General features: G+C 43.3%; 20 protein-coding genes. 5 read left to right on the forward strand and 15 right to left on the reverse strand.

The features are described from left to right. Nucleotides 1-71: 71 nt before the first annotated feature. The 6 genes from UFB30_RS14265 to UFB30_RS14290 all read right to left on the reverse strand — a co-directional run bounded on the left by UFB30_RS14265 (nt 72) and on the right by UFB30_RS14290 (nt 4774). Nucleotides 72-1208: a nitric oxide synthase oxygenase gene (locus tag UFB30_RS14265; protein ID WP_322422373.1), complete on the reverse strand. Its 1137-nt coding sequence runs from the start codon at nt 1206-1208 to the stop codon at nt 72-74. A gap of 150 nt (nt 1209-1358) precedes the next feature. Continuing rightward, entirely contained in the window at nt 1359-2207 is an 849-nt protein-coding gene (locus tag UFB30_RS14270) for a YitT family protein (RefSeq protein WP_322422374.1), read from the reverse strand. Nucleotides 2208-2410: 203 nt separating this feature from the next. Then, nucleotides 2411-3244, reverse strand: coding sequence for a DUF421 domain-containing protein (locus UFB30_RS14275; RefSeq protein ID WP_322422375.1), 834 nt, complete (start codon nt 3242-3244; stop codon nt 2411-2413). Further along, the gene (locus UFB30_RS14280; protein ID WP_322422376.1) at nt 3241-3393 is read right to left on the reverse strand and encodes a hypothetical protein; all 153 of its coding nucleotides are present in this window, start codon (nt 3391-3393) and stop codon (nt 3241-3243) included. Before UFB30_RS14280 ends, UFB30_RS14275 begins: the two co-directional genes overlap by 4 nt. 283 nt (nt 3394-3676) lie before the next feature. Next, on the reverse strand, nt 3677-4174 hold the full coding sequence (gene queF, locus UFB30_RS14285) for a preQ(1) synthase (RefSeq protein ID WP_322422377.1): 498 nt from the start codon (nt 4172-4174) through the stop codon (nt 3677-3679). Nucleotides 4175-4306: 132 nt separating this feature from the next. Continuing rightward, complete coding sequence (locus UFB30_RS14290) at nt 4307-4774, reverse strand: GyrI-like domain-containing protein (protein WP_322422378.1); 468 nt, start codon at nt 4772-4774, stop codon at nt 4307-4309. Between the two features lie 153 nt (nt 4775-4927). Between UFB30_RS14290 and msrB the strand changes: the two genes are divergently transcribed. Together msrB and UFB30_RS14300 are read left to right on the forward strand one after the other, a co-directional pair. Beyond that, the gene (gene msrB, locus UFB30_RS14295; RefSeq protein ID WP_322422379.1) at nt 4928-6076 is read left to right on the forward strand and encodes a peptide-methionine (R)-S-oxide reductase MsrB; all 1149 of its coding nucleotides are present in this window, start codon (nt 4928-4930) and stop codon (nt 6074-6076) included. Nucleotides 6077-6159: 83 nt separating this feature from the next. Next, the gene (locus UFB30_RS14300) at nt 6160-6726 is read left to right on the forward strand and encodes a beta-class carbonic anhydrase (RefSeq protein ID WP_322422380.1); all 567 of its coding nucleotides are present in this window, start codon (nt 6160-6162) and stop codon (nt 6724-6726) included. Nucleotides 6727-6761: 35 nt separating this feature from the next. Here UFB30_RS14300 and UFB30_RS14305 read toward each other — a convergent pair whose 3' ends face one another. From UFB30_RS14305 to UFB30_RS14340, 8 genes are all read right to left on the reverse strand, one after another. Further along, complete coding sequence (locus UFB30_RS14305) at nt 6762-7364, reverse strand: DUF1349 domain-containing protein (protein WP_322422381.1); 603 nt, start codon at nt 7362-7364, stop codon at nt 6762-6764. Between the two features lie 75 nt (nt 7365-7439). Then, nucleotides 7440-8072: a response regulator transcription factor gene (locus tag UFB30_RS14310; protein WP_322422382.1), complete on the reverse strand. Its 633-nt coding sequence runs from the start codon at nt 8070-8072 to the stop codon at nt 7440-7442. Beyond that, nucleotides 8069-9088 (reverse strand): sensor histidine kinase, encoded by a 1020-nt coding sequence (locus UFB30_RS14315; protein WP_322422383.1) that lies wholly within the window; start codon nt 9086-9088, stop codon nt 8069-8071. Before UFB30_RS14315 ends, UFB30_RS14310 begins: the two co-directional genes overlap by 4 nt. Further along, nucleotides 9085-9819 carry a cell wall-active antibiotics response protein LiaF gene (liaF, locus tag UFB30_RS14320; protein ID WP_322422384.1) on the reverse strand — a complete coding sequence of 245 codons (735 nt, stop codon included), beginning with the start codon at nt 9817-9819 and terminating at the stop codon, nt 9085-9087. Before liaF ends, UFB30_RS14315 begins: the two co-directional genes overlap by 4 nt. Nucleotides 9820-10106: 287 nt before the next feature. After that, nucleotides 10107-10697, reverse strand: a complete 591-nt coding sequence (locus UFB30_RS14325) for a PspA/IM30 family protein (RefSeq protein WP_322422385.1) — start codon at nt 10695-10697, stop codon at nt 10107-10109. A 24-nt stretch (nt 10698-10721) separates the two neighbouring features. Then, nucleotides 10722-11057 (reverse strand): lmo0954 family membrane protein, encoded by a 336-nt coding sequence (locus UFB30_RS14330; RefSeq protein WP_322422386.1) that lies wholly within the window; start codon nt 11055-11057, stop codon nt 10722-10724. Nucleotides 11058-11553: 496 nt separating this feature from the next. Beyond that, nucleotides 11554-12099, reverse strand: coding sequence for a GNAT family N-acetyltransferase (locus UFB30_RS14335; RefSeq protein ID WP_039808012.1), 546 nt, complete (start codon nt 12097-12099; stop codon nt 11554-11556). Nucleotides 12100-12271: 172 nt separating this feature from the next. Further along, entirely contained in the window at nt 12272-14068 is a 1797-nt protein-coding gene (locus UFB30_RS14340; protein ID WP_322422387.1) for a M3 family oligoendopeptidase, read from the reverse strand. A 370-nt stretch (nt 14069-14438) separates the two neighbouring features. Between UFB30_RS14340 and recQ the strand changes: the two genes are divergently transcribed. From recQ to UFB30_RS14355, 3 genes are all read left to right on the forward strand, one after another. Further along, complete coding sequence (gene recQ, locus UFB30_RS14345; RefSeq protein WP_322422388.1) at nt 14439-16589, forward strand: DNA helicase RecQ; 2151 nt, start codon at nt 14439-14441, stop codon at nt 16587-16589. Between the two features lie 51 nt (nt 16590-16640). Continuing rightward, nucleotides 16641-17396, forward strand: a complete 756-nt coding sequence (locus tag UFB30_RS14350) for a TspO/MBR family protein (protein WP_322422389.1) — start codon at nt 16641-16643, stop codon at nt 17394-17396. A 65-nt stretch (nt 17397-17461) separates the two neighbouring features. Further along, on the forward strand, nt 17462-17791 hold the full coding sequence (locus UFB30_RS14355) for a hypothetical protein (RefSeq protein ID WP_322422390.1): 330 nt from the start codon (nt 17462-17464) through the stop codon (nt 17789-17791). A gap of 225 nt (nt 17792-18016) precedes the next feature. Here the strand turns inward: UFB30_RS14355 and map are convergent, their stop codons facing one another. Next, complete coding sequence (map, locus tag UFB30_RS14360) at nt 18017-18769, reverse strand: type I methionyl aminopeptidase (protein ID WP_322422391.1); 753 nt, start codon at nt 18767-18769, stop codon at nt 18017-18019. Nucleotides 18770-19011 lie beyond the last annotated feature (242 nt).

Raw genomic sequence — 19011 nt, forward strand, 5'->3', positions numbered from 1 at the left:
CGCTGCACTAACATTTTATTAATAAATTGGATAATGAATCAAACTTATGTTTTGTCAGCAGACTCTCTTTTCTATTTAACTCCTGTAAAAGGGCACACGTTACTCTTCTTCTCATTTTTCTGAAGCAGTGAATCCTGATAAAAGAAATTAGGTGATTTCCATGTGTTATCATACTGCTTGTGAAAAATATGAGTGGATGCCGGTGATACAGGTGGAATCAGCCAGGTCCAGTCCCCGGTTACTTCCCTTCCTGCCTCTTTCTCTTTCTGTTCAAATAATTGAAACTGCTGACTTGCCGAATGATGATCGACAATACTCACACCCGCCTGTTTAAAAGAATGCATAACGGCTGTGCAAAGCTCAATCACTGCACGGTCCTTCCACATTGAAGACTGCAGCTGAGTGTTCAGATCAAATGCTTCAGCAGTTGCTCTCAGCATGTTGTAACGGTTCTCATCAGTGAAATTACGTGCAGCAATTTCCGTTTCCATATACCAGCCGTTAAATGGCGCAGCCTGATATTCAATGCCACCGATCTCAAGCTTCATCTCAGAAATGATCGGCACTGCATACCATTTCAAATCAAGTTGATTAAATGCCTGGTTTTCCGTGTGTGTAATCTGAACCTCTTTAACCAGATGATTAGGAATCTCAAACAAATAAGGCTCATTTACGCCAATCTGAATGACAATCGGAAGAATATCAAAAGGTGTACCCTTCCCCTTCCAGCCAAGCTGCCGGCAAAAATCAGTAAATTCAACTGAATGCGGGTCGCCGGTAATGGTCCCATCGTTTTGTTTGTACCCTGCATACCGGATCAATTGATGATTATAAATCCTGACAGGGTCTTCTGATGTGCCTGCTGGTTTAAACACGGTAACGGTGGAACGGATTTTCCCGCCATTGGTGGCATACTCAATATGCTGAAGCAATGCCTCTTTCACTTCTTCCTTTGTTGCGGCATCTCTCCGGTCAAATACATTCAGGCTATTCCAGAACAGACGGCCGATACAGCGGTTACTGTTTCGCCATGCAAGCTTTGCCCCAAACGTCAGCTCCTCACTCGTATGTGCATAGGTGCCCGTCTTCCTTATTGCGTCTAAGACATCCAGTAAACGCTTTTCACATGCTTCCTGACTAAAATGATTTTCTATATAAAACTGTTTAATAAATGTTTCTGCTTTTTGATATAGAGGATGTTCCATCATGTTTTCACAACCCTGTACTGATATATGGCTCATCTTAACACAGAATATTCTTTTGCAGTGCTTGTGAATATGCACCATTTATTGAACTTTATAGACTGGAGACTGAATTTCTGACAGAACAAAAAAAAGACAGCCCGTAAGCTGTCTTCATTAAGCAAGTCTTTTAAAATTCTGACCCAGTATTTCATTCATGTTATGAACAGTGATAAATGCTTTTTCATCCTGTTTACCGATATAATTCTTCAGACGGGACAGATCTTTCCGTCCCAGGATGGTTGTAATGACTTCTTTCTGCTCATAATTAAAAGCACCTTTAGCCGTATGAATTGTTGCGCCTCTGCCAAGCTCGCCAACGATAAATGCGCGGATCAGTGCACTCTTCTGACTGATGATCACAACTTCTTTATTCGCATTAAACTGCTGAAGCGTGTAATCAATCATCAGACCGTTCAGAATAACCCCAAAGAATGCGTACATTCCGGCCTGCGCACCGAAAAGCAGTGAAGATGACAGGGCAACAGCAAGGTCGGAAAACAGCACGGCTCTGCCGATTTCAACCTTAATATATTTATTCAGAATCATCGCAATGATATCTGTTCCGCCCGTTGAAGCACGCTGGTGGAAAACAATGCCCATACCAATCGCAGCAATACACTGACCGATAATCAGCTGGATTAAAATATCATCGCTGAGCGGTGCTGTAACCGGGGCTACGAGTTCGAGCAGCCATACATATCCTGACAGCGCAAAGCTTGTATAAATCGTCTTAGCGCCAAACTGAAAGCCAAGAAAGATCACACCTAATATAAATAAGACAATATTAACAAAAATCATAAAAAGTCCGATTGAAATGCCCGGAAACAGTGAATTCAGCACAATGGACATTCCGCTGACCCCGCCTGTTGCAAGGTTATTTGGCGACAGGAAAAAGTGAACATTCACTGCAACAAAAAACGCACCGAGATTCATAAGTAAAAAAGTGATTAATTTCTTAGTCATACGAAATGCCTCCCCCTGAAAAAAGTACAAGGCGCCGAACTTTCACCCGGAGCCTAGTCGTTATTCAAATATCACGTCATTTAAGCTGTTTTCATTCACAAAAACGCATTATACGCGCTCTCTGACGCCATGTAAAGGAGGAAACTTTCATACAGAATCGTAGACTTTTTCAGATATTTTTAATGATTCTTTGCGCTGAATAATCATGCATGCTGACGCACGATCCTCATGCATTCTTCCATTATTTCAGCATTTTTATGAAAAATAAGACTTTCTCTTTCACCCGTTTTTTTACTGACTTTCAGAAACTCTTTTCTGCATTTTTCCAGTAAATCAACCAGTTCTCTCTCATCCTCAGTCCGATCGTAGAGATCCATAAAGATCGTTCCATCCGTATTAATCTGGGCTAAAAATACATCCGCCACGCTGACACCTTTCCGCTCCATCTGCTCCCGTAACCAATTGACATCTCTGCCGATGGATTGAAGGGCTTTTTCTACAGGCTTCCCATCCATAATAATCGATTCCGGCGGCTTCCCATCTTGGAATTTCTCTTTTATATCTTCCTGTACCACAGGCATTTTTGCTTTTTTAAGCATGACATTTAATTCACCTGAAGCCTCAAGAATCGCAAAATTCACATCTGAAATTGAAAATACGTCTTTTCTTCTCAGAAGTTCCATTAACTCATCAGTAGAATACCTTTCCTTTTTTAAATTTTTTTCTATGATCTTGCCCTGCTGGATGAAGACTGTCCCTTCCCCTTCCACAAGATCCCTTACTTTTTTACTTTTTAATGAGATATAATCAATGATCAGCGGGATGGAAATAAAAGATACAATCCCAAGCACCCCATGCAGAAATTGCCGGTCAAGTCCTGTGATTACCTCTGCTCCGATACTCCCGATTGTAATACCCGTTACATATTCAAAGAATGAGAGCTGGGAAATCTGTTTTTTTCCAAGCAGCTTGGTACAGACAAACAGCACCATGACCATGAGCAGCCCTCTGACAATCACCATTAACCAATCACTCATCTATGGCTCTCCTTTAACTGCTTCAGTTCTCTTTCCATCCTTGAGATCTCATCAACGATGTCTGCGTATTCAAGCGTTTTTTCTTTATCTTCAATCCACTTTTGAATCGTGAACAGCTGTTGTTCAAGGTGTTCTATTTGATTTTGCATTCAGATCACATCCTTTATGCATTATCTTCTCCAATTCTGTTTTTATACATACAAAAAGGCTGGGACATAAAAATGTCTCAGCCTTTTAAAGTCGTTTCGTTGCGCTTCAGGCGGACGCTTTCCGGACGGAGGTCGCTAAGCCTCCTCGCCTGCGGCTGCGGGGTCTCAGCTTCCCTCTATTCGTCCCGGAGTCGCCGCCTTTCACTCCGCTGCACTAAGTTTAATTTAAATATTAAGAGGTTCGAAACTCACTTTACAACATTTTATCTCAACCTCTTTAAACTTAACGATTATCTATTTTCTCCGGATACATATCATGATTCATCAGTCTATGATAAGCCATTTCTTCATACTTCGTGCCAGGCTTACCGTAGTTTGTGTATGGATCAATTGAAATACCGCCGCGTGGCGTGAATTTGCCCCATACCTCAATATAACGTGGATCCATCAGTTCAATCAGATCGTTCATGATGATATTCATGCAGTCTTCATGAAAGTCTCCATGGTTTCTGAAGCTGAACAGATACAGTTTCAGAGACTTACTCTCAACCATTTTCTGATCAGGAATATAGCTGATATAAATCGTGGCAAAATCCGGCTGATTCGTTTTTGGGCAGAGTGATGTAAATTCCGGACAGTTGAATTTCACGAAATAATCTCTGTTTACATGCTTATTATCAAATGCTTCAAGTACGCCCGGGTCATAGTCAAATGAATACGGTACATTCTTTTCCCCAAGCAGATTAACGCCTTCAAGCTCTTTCTCATTACGTCCTGACATGTGGTTTCCCTCCAGATATTAAAAGTTCAGGTAACTGCCCGAACTTGATTTTTAATGCATGCAGAAAAAGCGCCCTCAAAGATGCTTTCACCTGTATGATTATTTTACTGATTGCTCAATTCAAAAGCAAGATCAGCGTTTTTTTACTGGTATACCAATTTTCAGAGTAGGAGACATTTTATAAGGATTGTAATCTGCATCATATACTTCTATATGATCCAGACCGTTCTGCTGTACCTGAAGTCCCTGCTCCACTGCCCACTTCATTAATTTTTCATAGCTCTTCCATGCATGCTGACCCTTATGCTCTGTGACAGCATAATCATGTGAAGGTACAATAATTCTGTACATATCAGAAGGAAATACTGTACTTCTGAATGCCTCTGTCCCGAAATAATACGTAAAGCCCCCCGGCCTATCCTGATAGGATAAACCGATGAAATCAGAGTTTTCCTGTGCAATGCCCATGCTTAAGAGCCTGTCACGTGCTTCTTCAATCACAGGAAAGATATCTCCATGTGCAGCTGCTTCATAAGTACCTGTCCATTTCATGCCAATAAAGTAAAAGCTGGATTTCCTTACGATTTCAAAGTCAGCCATCTCTGCTCTCCTTTCTTTCAAACGGAAGCGATTATTCTTATATTTTAGCAAATTCTGAATACTTTTGGTTAAGTCAACACATTATTTTTATTAAACAATCGTAAAATATGTTATTTTAAAGCTAGAAGGATCATCGTAGAATGGGGTGTTGAAATGAAAAAGAAAAGTTGGGTGATGCTGATACCCGGTGTGATTCTGGTCGGGGCAATCATCTTTTTTGTGTTTTCAGATGAGTTGCTGAACCGTTCATACGGAAGCGAAGCAAGTAACCCTGCTGATCTGGCGCCAAATGAAGAAGTTGCGATCTTTGCAGGCGGCTGTTTCTGGTGTATGGAACCTCCTTTTGAAAAGCTTGCAGGGGTAAGAGACGCTGTATCCGGCTATACGGGCGGAGATGAGGAAAACCCTGAATATAGAGAAGTGGCAAATGGTGAAACAGGTCACACTGAAGCAGTGCAGGTGATCTATGACCCTGAAGTAATCAGTTATGAAGACCTGCTGGATGTTTTCTGGCGTCAGATTGACCCGACAGATGCTGACGGACAGTTTGTTGACCGCGGAAAACAGTATCGTCCTGAAATTTTCGTACAGAATGAAGAAGAACGGGAAGCTGCCGAAACCTCTAAACAGGAGATCATAGATTCAGGCCGTTTTGACGGGGAGATTATTGTACCGGTAACTGATGCATCAACGTTTTATATTGCTGAAGAATACCACCAGGATTACTATCTGAAAAATGGTGACCGCTATTACTTCTACCGCACAAGTTCAGGAAGAGACCAGTTTTTGAACCAGTACTGGGATGAAGATGAACGGGAAGTAGATCTGCCAACAAAATCAGAGGTTGAAGAAGAAAGTCCTTACGCTGTGAACTATACTGATGAAGAACTGCGCGAGATGCTGACTGACATTCAATATGAAGTCACACAGGAAGACGGCACTGAAGAGGCCTTCAATAATGAGTATGACGGATTTTATGAAGACGGCATCTATGTGGATATTGTCTCCGGGGAACCGTTATTCAGCTCTAAGGATAAATACGACTCACGTACAGGCTGGCCATCATTTACAAAACCGCTTGTCCCTGAAAATATCGTAGAAGTTGAAGACCCGGGTATCTTTGGGATGCGGATTGAAGTCAGAAGTAAATACGCAGACTCACACCTTGGGCATGTATTTGAAGATGGTCCGGAACCGACCGGACTCCGTTACTGTATGAACTCAGCAGCTATGCGTTTTATCCCTGCTGAAGACCTTGAAGAAGAAGGATACGGAGAATTTTCATACCTGTTTGAATCATAATCAGAACCGCCACCTGGCTAAAAATTAGACAGATGGCGGTTCTTTTTTTAAAATAGAGGTAAGTTACGCTAAGGAGGATACATATGACACTATTATCAGAGATTCTTTCATTTAACGAGACATTTGTTGAAGAAAAGCAGTACGAGCCTTATGTAACAACGAAAATTCCTAATAAAAAGCTGGTCATCCTGACTTGCATGGATACAAGATTAGTAGAGCTTTTACCGAAATCCATGAACGTGAAAAACGGTGATGTAAAAATGGTGCGTAATGCCGGCGCTGTGATTACACATCCATTTGGAAGTATCATGAGAAGCCTTCTTGTAGCGATCTATGAATTACAGGCTGAAGAAGTGTTAGTGATTGGTCATTATGATTGCGGCATGAGTGCTGTCAACAGTTATGAAACAGTTGAAAAGATGAAGGCACGCGGGGTTTCCGGGGATGTGCTGGAAACATTATCTTATTCAGGTGTTGATATTCACGCGTGGCTGAAAGGCTTTGATGACGTGACAGAGAGCGTGAAGAACAGTGTGGAAATGGTACGTAACCACCCACTGATGGATAAAAATGTACCGGTGCACGGACTTGTTGTAGATCCGAGCAACGGTAAGCTTGATTTAGTGGAAGAAGGATACAATAAATCATGAAAAAAAGGTGTGCGGAAAATGATTCCGCACACCTTTTATTTTACTTCCTTCTGGACCGTCCACGTATGAAAAACGGTTGTAAAGCTGCCCTCTGCTGACGGACTGCAGGCGTATAACCCAAGCTTCACCGGTCCATTTGGCTCGTCATGCAGCCTCATAATCCGGAGCTGTTCAAACTCATCATCATGGGCTGACTTTGCCCAGACACGGTAGTCTCCTCCCGCTCTGGTTACTTTAAAAGTTAAAGTCACTTCATCTTCAGGCGTCGGAAAATTTCTGGATGACCAGTCAGAATATCCGTTATTTGTTGCCACTGAGCCCAAGTATGAATATTTTTCAGGTACATATTCAAGCGATACTTTCATCCAGCAGTCATCAGAAATCAGAATGATTAAGCCGGCCTGATCATAACGCTTTTTTGGATCCTTCATTGTGAGTGTAACTTCCGTTTCAAAAGCACCCAGCAGTTCTTTATAAAAGGCATGACCGTTCATCTGATCAAAGCCATAAAATGTTTTTCTCCAGAAATCAGTTTTTGGCTGCGTGGTGAGACTGAGCTCTTTATTATGAAGCGTCCATTCTTCCGGCTTATTCAGCCAGCAACAGTCTTTTGCCTGATCATCCAGTAATGAAAGCATGGTGAGGGCTCCTTTCGATATGGTTCTAACTTCATGTTTACCCATAAAGTCAGTTCCATAACACCTGCTCAGGAACTATTTTACAAGATCATGCTTAAATGCATAAATAACAGCCTGCGTGCGGTCCTGCACTTCAAGCTTACCGAGGATATTACTTACGTGTGTTTTAACAGTTTTCAGTGCTATGTAAAGCTCGTCTGCAATTTCCTGATTCGTTTTTCCCTCTGCAATCAGCATGAGAATCTCAAGCTCTCTTCCTGTCAGTTCTTCATGTGCAGGCTTTACATCCTTCGCTCTCATCCGCTGCATGACCTTTCCAGTCACTTCAGGTTCAAGTACCGTTTCACCATAATGCGTTTTTCTGATGGCATCTGCTATATCACTCGCCTTTGAAGTTTTTAAAAGGTAGCTGACTGCTCCTGCCTCTAATGCCGGATACACTTTATCATCATCAAGAAAGCTTGTGACAATCATAATTTTTGCTTCCGGCCACTGCTCAATAATTTTTGCGGTTGCTTCAATTCCGTCCATTTTTTTCATGACTAAATCCATCAGAATAATATCAGGTTTTAACTCGAGTGCAAGCTCAACTGCGGGCTCTCCATCATCACATTCCCCCACAACCTCAATATCTTTCTGTGAGGATAAATATGAGCCTACTCCGATTCTGACCATCTCATGATCATCTACAAATAACACCCGGATCATGTCAGCTCCTCCTTTCCTTCAAAAGGTACTTTGATCTCAAGTCTCGTGCCCTGCTCCGGCAGTGAAACAATTTTTAATGAGCCGCCTATTTCTGCGGCACGTTCTCTCATATTGTTCAAACCATATGAACCTGCCTTGTCTTCTGTAAGATCAAACCCTTTTCCGTCATCTGAGACTCTCAAAATGACAGAGCCGTCTCTTAAAATACATAACACATTCAGCATGGAGGCTTCAGCGTGCCTTAAAGTATTTGAAATAGATTCCTGCAGAATCCTGAATAAGTGATCTTCAATTCCCCGCGCAAGCTCCATCTGCTCTGCCTTCCAGGAAATATCTAAAGGAACCTTCTGTTTGAGTTCAATCAACAGTTCTTCTATTCCCTCTGACAGCGTTTTTCCTTTTAGGGCAGCCGGTCTTAAATGGAGCAGCAGCGCTCTCATCTCGACCTGGGACTGGTGAATCATCTTTTCTACCATTTTCAGCTGGCGGTTTTCTTCTTCCGTTTCATTAATCGCTGACATCAGCATGGAAGCGGCAAATAACTGCTGACTGACGGAGTCATGCAAATCACGTGCAAGCCGCTGTCTTTCGAGTGATACCATCTCCTGAATCTTCTGTTCCTGCTGTTCCACTTTTTCACTGGCAAGTCGCTGATTCATTTTGATCTGCTCATTCCACATACGCTGCAGGTCTGAGACTTTATCTGAAAGCCTTGAAAATTCAGCGGTCTGTGGCTGGGCTGTTTTGGAAAAGGCACGCCCCTGTCTCAGATCATCCACCTGCTGTTCAATGGAGAGTACCTGTTTTTTCATGCCGCTGCTTTGGATCGCGCCCCATAAAAATCCGATTAACAGCAGCTGGATCAGCAGAAAGAAGATAAATGGAACATCCAGAATAGAGACATTCCACAACTGTCCCCAGTCAGCCGGAGGGAAAAATACAAGATATAATCCAAGTGTCATCAACGCGCTGAAAAGACTGATACTGACAGCATGTAATACGATTTTAGCCGTCATACGCGTCTCACCTCAATATCCCCAACCCAAACTGATGAAAGGATCGTACATTTCTGCTGCGCCTGATCATAGCCTGCTGACTGATATACAACATTTTCATTCCACAGTCTAGCTGTATATGAATTCAAAATAGAAGCCTCTCCTGCAAGCGCTGAATGCTGAACGGAAATATCAAGCTCATATGGTACAAGGATTGTTATTTTACCTGCAATATTACGAAGTGAGATAAAAACCTCTTTATCCGGAAGCACAGTATTACTCAAATCGATCCTGACATCACCGATCCCATTTTGAAGGTGAATATTCTCCCATTCATAGGAATGCTCAGGTGTTTCATGGGAGCCGACCCATTTATTTAAAAAGAAAGGTTTCTTCGTTACAAACAGCTGTTCTTTCCCTGTCTCATCCTGTTCTGGCCGCATAACCGGTTCGAAGACCAGAGGATTTTTCTTCGTCTCCATATATTTCAGAACGAGATAGATAATCAGAACGACAAAAAGAATCCGAAGGGTCACCATGGACAGAATCGCTGTCAGCAGCATCAGTGCGCCAACACCAGCCAGGATTTTCCCGTACATGTGCTGCCAGCTTTGTCTTCCGAAATAAAGCAGACCGCCTGAGAGCACCAGGGAGAAAATCATTCCACTATTAAATACGACTATTTCAATTAACACGATGATTAATCCTGCTGTCAGCCAGTTTGATAAAGACATTTGCCTCAGTTTTTCCATCCGGTCCACCTCCCTGCTCTTCTATTCTATCGGTTGCAAGCTGATTCAGAAAGACTGAATTCGGGAGAAGGTAAAATACCCGCTCCCGAAAGCTTATTGCTTTAACTTTCTTAAAATTGGCTGATTATTTCTGCTTCAGGGGGACGCTTTCCGCGGACGAACGCTCAAGCCTCCTCGAGCAGAAGACCACTGCTCTGCGGGGTCTTTCACGATCGTTTTTCCGCAGGAGTCGCCCCCTTACGCTCCAATCATCAGCTGTGAAAAAATATTAACTGGTGTTAATAAAGTTATTGTTTCAGTTGTTCAATTTGCTCATCAATTGTCAGCTCTTCTTTTTTCCTGGCACTCTCTTTTAAATGCTTTTCAATCTGCTCGTAGCGGCGGTCCTCATCTGTGACCTCTTTAACGGGTGCTGACTGTTTCTCTCCTGATACAGCATTTTCTTTTGCCATATATTCAAGACGCTTCAGCTCAAGGTCCTTTAATTGAAATGTGTGTGTTTCAAGCTGGAGTTCAAGCCTTTCAAGCTGGGACGCAGCCTCTGAGATTGTTTTTTCAAGTCTTTCCGACCGCTCGCTGTAAAAGTTAAACTCACGAAGTGCAGCTGCTGCCAGCGACTCTTCCCCTGCTTCCTCTGCCAGCTGAACGTGCTCCTTACGTTTTTCAGCCATGGACTTTGCGTGAGCATATTCTTTTTCAAATTCCTTTTTTAAAAGCTCCTGGCGTTCTGTCAGCTGCTTTGCTTTTTTTACAGCCGCCTGACACTCTTTGATCTCACGCTGGATTTCATTAACAGGATTCGACTGTTCTCTATTCCACTTTGCTTCTAGGATATCCTGCTTAATTACTTCAGTAATTTTTGAAAGTACGTTTGTCATGTTGATCGTCTCCTTTTAGTTTGATTAAACCGATTTTTTCTTCAGTTCCTGCCACTGCTTTTCAAAGTAAGAAAAATCACTGACAGCTTCTTCGTTGTTCCACTTTTTCCAAACGATGTACAGCACATAGACTGCGATCACTCCGAGAATAGCTGGTACATTGAATACGGCTGTTAGACCGGCGATTGCTGCAACGATTGCTGATGTGATTTTCACCCATGTTTTGCTGCTTGAGAAATACCATTTCACACCGATGTAAGTAATCAGCAGGCTGACTGCAAGTCCTGCGATCGATCCCAGATTTGATAATGCGACGATGGCTGCCGTAATCCCGATGACTGTTAACCAGAATTTGTTCATGTTGTTGCCTCCTTTGTTATTTGTAACTTAAGTGTACTGGGATTCATTATCAGCCGATAGGAGCCTCGGCTTGATTTTAGCGTAGGACCTGAGGCGTAGAAGGTTGTAGGACAGTGGGAATTGGGGTGTCGGGATGGGAGCAAAATCGGGGGTTAGTACGGTCGGGAGTGTGGTGAAGGAATAAACATGGATTCTGATGGAAACAGGTCCTGCACTGAAGGAATTCGTATGTGTAGTGAAGGAATTAACACGACAAAAAGGGACGCTGAGGGAATTAATCGTATATTGAATGAATGCATTTCAATATTGATGCAATTGATTCGCATATTGAACGATAAAACTCCAAATTGAAGGAATTACACACTGGACACCTGGCGCCTGACAACAGACTCCCGCAACCATTCACAATAAAAACCGCCTCCATAAAAGAAGCGGTTCAACGATTGATTTTATTAATCAGCCTGCCGAGTACCCGGTCCCAAAAGGGCTTTCCCTTTCAGAAGTCCTCCTCGAGCATGCTGTATAGATAGTGGTCTTCCCAGACGCCGTTAATAAAAAGGTTTTTACGAAGCGTCCCTTCCCTGAACATCCCCACTTTTTCTAGCACCTTCTGAGAAGCTTCATTTTTAGGTGAAACCATCGCTTCGACCCGGTGAAGACCAAACTCACGGAATGCAAAGCGCAGTGCAGCTTCAACGGCTTCTGTTCCATAGCCCTGCTTTGTGTGATGTTCATCAAGAGAATAGCCGATATATGCTGACGCAAAAGGCAGTCTTCTGATTGAATAGATCGATACGCTGCCGATCAGCCGGTTTGTATCACTGTGATAGATTCCCCAGCTGTACTCTTTTCCAAGGCGCTGTGCCTGTCTTGCCTCAGCGAGTTTCTCAAGCTGTGCTTCGCGTGTGTAAAATGGTTCCGGATGCTTCGGTTCAAAAATCGTCCAAAACTGCTTATTGCGGATAAGCAGGTCTACAAATTCATCAATATCCTGTTCTGTAAGCGGACGAAAATAAAGCCGACTGCTTTTTAATAGCACCATATACGTTCTCCCCATTTCAAGATTCTATATTTAGTGTATACCCATGAAGAGAAAAGATCGACTATTGACACGCAAAATTTTTTGAAAATATTTTGATGCGGCACCGCCTATTATTAAAGATTATGATCACACAACAAAAAAGATCAGGGACGAAACCCTGATCTCACCTTACTTATTCAGAAGTCAACCGCACAAACTCCTCTGCATCCTGAATACAAAGCTCAATACCTTTCATCCAGAATGCTTCAGTTGTGATATCCTCACCAAGGTGCTTCATTGCGAGCTCCTCTGTCGTCATGACAGCCGTATCACGCAGCAGCGCCATATACTTTTCCTCATACGCAGTACCTTCTTCAAGCGCTCTTGCATACACGCTGAGTGAGAACAGGTACCCGAATGTATAAGGGAAGTTATAGAACGGGACGCCTGTAATATGGAAGTGCAGCTTTGATGCCCAGAAGTGTGGCTCATTATCAGTCACTGCACCGGCATACGCTTCATTCTGTGCTTCAGTTGTCAGCTCGTTCAGGCGCTTTGCTGTTACAAACCCTTCTTTACGCTCCTCATAAAAACGCTGTTCGAAAATAAATCTCGAGTGGATATTCATAAAGAATGCAATGCTTCTTGACACCTTGTCCTCTAAAAGCGCTGCCTGCTCATCTTTTGAATCCGCTTCTTTTACAGCTGCGTCAGAAACGATCATTTCAGCAAACGTGGAAGCTGTTTCCGCTACGTTCATTGCATAACGGCGATTTAACGGATCCATTGGACGCAGTGCATACGTATGGAACGCATGGCCAAGCTCGTGGGCGAGTGTCGCAACGTTAGACATTGAACCGCTGTATGTCATAAAAATTCTTGACTGTTCGCTCAGCGGGAATCCTGTACAGAATCCACCAGGACGCTTGCCTGCACGGTCTTCAGCTTCAATCCACCCGTCTTCAAATGCTTTCTCAGCAAATGCAGCCATCTCAGGTCCGAACTTTTTAAAGTGTTTTAAAATAAATGCTGCACCTTCATCATACGTAAGCTTCTTGACACTTTCTGAAATCGGAGCCCCGATATGCGCCCATGACATTTTCTCAAGTCCAAGCAGCTTTGCTTTATGATCAAGGAACTTCACGAATGCATCCTTACTCTTACTGATCGCACCCCACATTGCATCAAGCGTCTCAGGCTTCATACGGTTATACTCAAGCGGTTCCTTCATAAAGTCGTCCCAGCCGCGCTTTTTATACATCGCCAGGCGATAGCCGCCAAGGTGATTTAACGTTTGTGCAAAAAGGTTTTCGTTTTTCGACCATGCCTCTTCAAGCTTCTGGTGAACATCTTCTCTGACTTTCGGGTCCTCATGGGATCTCAGGTTATTTGCCTGACCAACAGATAGTGTTTTCACTTCACCGTCCACTTCGATTTCGATCGACATTTCAGATACAAGCGCATTATACATCTGTCCCCAGCCGTGATAGCCATCAACGCCAAGTGCGCTGATCAGGCCTTCCTCAGCCTCTGATAATTTATCCTTTGCGGCTTCACGCCACTCTGTCATAATAAATGTATACTCCTTCAACCCATCATCTTTAAGCAGTTCATCCCACACCTGATCCTCTGTTTTAGAAAGCTTCTGCTGAAATGCCTGGAACGCTGAACTGAAGTCAGCTCCCATTGATGTGATTTTCCCGCGAAGAGCACCTGCACCTGTATCGTTCATATCCTGTGCTTCCAAACAGCTTGCAAATGCGCTTGCCTGATAAACACCCATCATAATCCCTTTCGCTTCCTGAATATGCTGATACACAAGATAGCTGCTGTCAGAAGAAGTTGGCGTCTGGAACTGCTCAACCTTTTTAGCAAAAATCTCAATTTTTTCTCCATATGTATGTAAATGCTGCTTCAGTTCCTCTGATTCACTTCCACCCTTGAAAAACACATCTAAATCCCATGTTTCCGGATATGTCGCTGTAGACATCGTTATTCCCCCTGTTTTTAATATTCTGAACACTGCAAGTACTATCTTAACACAATACTTCGCCATTCGAAACACTTACTTTCTCCTCACTAACTCCTATCAAATTCATGATAAAATAACAGAATGCATGATTTTGTCGAGCGATTATTTATTACTCATATTGACTAATTCCAGACTATTTTATATGCACAGCGAAGATCGGAGCGTAAGGCGGCGACTCCACCGGGATATAACGGACAGGCGAGACCCCGCAAGGCGAAGCCTGAGGAGGCTCACCGCCGTTCCCGGGGAAAGCGTCCGCCTGAAGCGCAGATCGAACGCCAATCGCTATAACGCGAACAAACTGCAACACATGAAAGGATGATTCACCATGATGAACGAGGCACAGCAAGTCCTCCATACATACTTCGGATACGACTCTTTCAGACCCGGCCAGGACCGGATGATCGAATCCATACTTGACCATAAAAACGCACTTGGCATCATGCCGACCGGCGGAGGAAAATCCCTCTGCTACCAGATACCCGGCCTTGTCATGGAAGGTACTGCACTTGTCATTTCACCGCTGATCTCACTGATGAGAGACCAGGTGGATGCATTAAATGAAAACGGCATTTCTGCCACTTATATCAACAGTACATTATCAGTTGCTGAAACGATAGAACGCCTGCAAAACCTGCGTGAAGGCCGCTATAAATTCGTCTATGCAGCACCTGAGCGTTTTGATTCCGCCTCTTTTTTTAATGCAATTTCAGATATCGACCTTTCACTGATTGCTTTTGATGAAGCGCACTGTATTTCACAGTGGGGGCATGATTTTCGTCCAAGCTACCGGACAATCGTTGATACAATCAGACTCCTGCCAAACCTGCCAGTTTTAACAGCATTGACTGCAACAGCGACAGATAAAGTAATTCAGGATATTACAGACCTGCTTTCAATTAATCCGGACCATATTGTAAATACCGGTTTTGCGCGTGATAACCTGTCCTTTCATGTTGTAAAAGGTGCTGACAAGCATTCATTTTTAACCAGCTTCTTAAAAGAAAAGCAGGATGAAACAGGTATCATCTACACAGCTACCAGAAAAGAAGCGGATCAGCTGACCGGCTGGCTGAATCAGCAGAATGCGAGTGCTGTCTGTTATCATGCAGGGCTCTCTGAGGATGAACGGAATGAAGCACAGCGTCAGTTTATCTATGATGAGGCAAAGCTGATTGTTGCAACAAACGCATTTGGCATGGGGATTGATAAAAGTAACGTGAGGTTTGTCATTCATTATCAGCTGCCGATGAATATGGAATCATATTATCAGGAAGCCGGACGTGCCGGGCGTGATGGGGAGCCTGCAGATTGCTACCTGCTTTACAGCCCGCAGGATTCCATGCTTCAGAAATTTTTAATAGAGCAATCCATTGCCAATGAACGTAAACGCAATGAGGAATACGCAAAGCTTCAGCAAATGATTAATTATTGTCATAGTCACAGCTGCCTGCCCCGCTTTATTCTTGAATATTTTGAAGACCATCAGATGACTGCTGACTGCGGTCACTGCAGCAGCTGTCTCGACAGTCGGGAAAAAACAGACCGCACCAGAGAGGTTCAGATGATTCTCTCCACAGTAAAAAGAATGGGAGAGCGCTTTGGTACAGGGATGACTTCAAAAGTGTTAAAGGGCTCACGCAATAAAAAGCTGTTAGAAGGTGGCCTCAATCAGGTTACCACTTATGGACTGATGAGCCAGAAATCAGAGAAGCAGATCACTGAACTGATTCAGCTATTAATTGCTGAAGGCTATCTCGCGTTAGAAGGCGGACAATATCCGATACTCAGACTGACACAGGATGCTGTTCCTGTATTGAAAGGGGAGCAGGCCGTCTGGCTGAAATCCGGATTCCAGCTTCACCAGCAGCAGGCTGACTATGATGAGGCATTATTCGAAGAGCTCAGAAAAGTGCGCTCCATGCTTGCCAAAGAGCATGCCGTTCCGCCGTATGTTATTTTTTCAGATGCAACGCTGCGTGAAATGGCTCAGCACTACCCTGAATCGGAGGCTGAGATGCGCAGCATTAAAGGTGTCGGTGAAAGAAAGCTTCAGTCGTACGGGACACCATTCACAGAAGTCATTGCTGCCTATATTAAGCAGCATGGAAAAAATAAAAATATGGTGCCGGTCCATGATCAGACAGCTGCACCCAAACAGCCGGAAGTAACTGCAGACCCGGATCAGCCAAGTCACCTCTTCAGTTATGAGCTATATCAGGATGGAAAGTCTATCTCCGAGATTGCCAAACTCAGAGCGCTCACAACACAAACAATTGAGCGTCATCTGCAAAAAGCATATGAAGAAGGTCATCCGCTTGATTTTGAAAAGTGGTTTGATGAAGAAACGGAGCGACTGATTCTTTCAACCAGAGACGAGATGGAGGTTCCGGGACTAAAACCTCTAAAAGAAGCATTACCTGAAGAAGTAAGCTATCTCCAGATAAAAATGACACTTGTAAAAAACCAGCTGGTGTGAAGGATTTTTTTCTGTCTGAAGGGAATAGGATGACAGACAGGAGGTTTTTACATGAAACAGTTTTGGACTAATTTCTTTGCGCTTGCCGCCGTGATTACCGTTAATGCACTGGCAAATATCCTTCCGATTAACGGACAGACAACAGGCGAGATTTCAAACCGGCTGAATGTCTTATTCACACCGGCAGGCTATGTGTTTTCCATATGGGGGTTGATCTACATACTGCTTGGTCTATGGGTCTTAAAAGGCGCATTCAAATCTCAGAGAAAAAGAGAAGTATATAAGACGACTTCCTTCATGTTTCTGATCAGCTGCCTTTTGAATATTTCCTGGATTCTGCTTTGGCACTATGAATTCTTCCCTGTATCTGTCGCAGTCATTGTCGGCTTATTAATCTCAATCATTATTATTTATGCAAAAATCAAGCAGACAAAGCACAGCTTTTTTGATCTTCTTCCCTTCTCTGTCTATATGGGATGGGTCAGCGTAGCGACTGTCGCAAACACCGCTTATACAGTAAATGAAGCCGGATGGGACGGGCTCGGGATTTCATCACCTGTCTGGACGATCGCACTGCTGTGCATTGCAGCTGCACTCGCACTCGGTATCCGCTATAAGGAAAGCGACTGGATTTACCCGCTCGTATTCATCTGGGCGTTTATCGGCATTGGCGTGCAGAATGAAGGTGAAGAGTCTGCAGTCGTATTTACCGCTTATGTTTTAAGTGTCGTGATCTTTATCGGACTGTTCATCTTCCGCAAAAAGAAAAAATCCGGCTACAGCAGCAGGAAACTTTCTTTCAAATGACCGGGCAATTCTCTCTCTGATAGGTTAGAATAGGTAAAGAAGATTTTTTGAAGAGAGGTTTTATGTTGGACGGGCAGTTATTATTTGCAATGTTTCTGGTCACACTCCTGGTGGGACCCATATTAATGACGATTTCAATTGTATTTGGGCTAAGAAAAAAAGTGAAGTGGCTATGGATCATCAATGCCGCTTTTCTGATGATTACGTTTTTTATAACAGCTTACTACCTGCTGCAGATTGATGAGATTGCCGCGCAAAATCCTGCACCCGGCGGAACCGGCGTACTCGTGATGCTATTAATTTCATCATGGATATCAATTCCTACAGCCATTTCATTCTTTCTGCTTGCGGCTGCGATCTTCATGGAACAGCGCAAAAAATCAAAGTCACAATAAAAATAACAGCAGAGAATGCGTCAATCTATATTTATTATGTAAAAAATCATATTACAACCTTAGTGCAGCGAAGCGTAAGGCAGCGACTTCGGGACGAATAGAAAAAGCTGAGACCCCGCAGCCAAAGGCGAGGAGGGCTCAGCAAGCTCCGTCCGGAAAGCGTCCGCGCAGCAAAACAATTGTAAAAAAAGGATGAGACAATATTTATTTGTCCCATCCTTTTTCTTATGCCTTTTTCGATTCTGTTAAAATAATCGGCTCACCTTTTGTAATCACGATTGTATGCTCAATCTGTGCAACAAGGCTGCCATCCGGCGTTTTATACGTCCAGCCGTCATTCTGCTCTTCAACAAAGTCTGCACCTGAAGAAATAAACGGTTCAAATGCAAGCACTGTTCCCTCTTTTAACAGTTCATTATCCCATGGATCATGATAGTTCAGAATATGGTCCGGTGCTTCATGCAGTGACTTTCCCACGCCGTGACCAGTCAGGTTCGTAATAACCTGATAACCGTTTTGTCTTGCAACACGTGATACTGTCTTTCCAAGCTGGCTCTTTTTTGAACCGGCTTTCGCTTTTTTCAGTGCCAGTGTAAAAGCCTGTTCTGCAGTTGCACATAACTTTTCAAGTTCTGCGTCATGTCCAACCACAAACGAAATACCCGTATCAGCAAAATAACCGTCAAGAGAACCTGAAACATCAATGTTTACAAGATCTCCCTCATTGATCACGCGGTCACCCGGGATTCCGTGTGCCACTTCATCATTTACACTGATGCAGGTGTAGCCAGGAAAATCGTATTCTCCTTTAGGGCCTGAAATGGCTCCATACTGTTCAAATTTCTGTTTTCCTATTTTATCAAGCTCAGCAGTTGTCACACCGGGCTTTGTTGCTGCACGCATTTCATCGCGGATCTCAGCAACGATTGCGCCGATTTTTTTCAACGCTTCTAATTCTTCGTTATTCTGTACGATCATACCGATTCTCTCCTTGCTGTATAATGGTTCACTATATCATATGTATGAAGGGAAATGCATGAATGATGCTGACTTTTGATAACCGTTTAATTTCCGCTCCAGCCGGAGGCTTTCCGGACGGCGGTCGCTACTCGTCCCGGAGTCCCCGTCTTCCGCTCCAATTAAACTTAGTTATTATTAATGTAAGTTAGTGAATTTCAAATATAAATATTTAGTTTTGATATTAATTATAACCTAAGTGT

Origin of the sequence: Jeotgalibacillus haloalkalitolerans, assembly GCF_034427455.1 — a bacterium.
Taxonomy (GTDB): Bacteria; Bacillota; Bacilli; order Bacillales; family Jeotgalibacillaceae; genus Jeotgalibacillus; species Jeotgalibacillus haloalkalitolerans.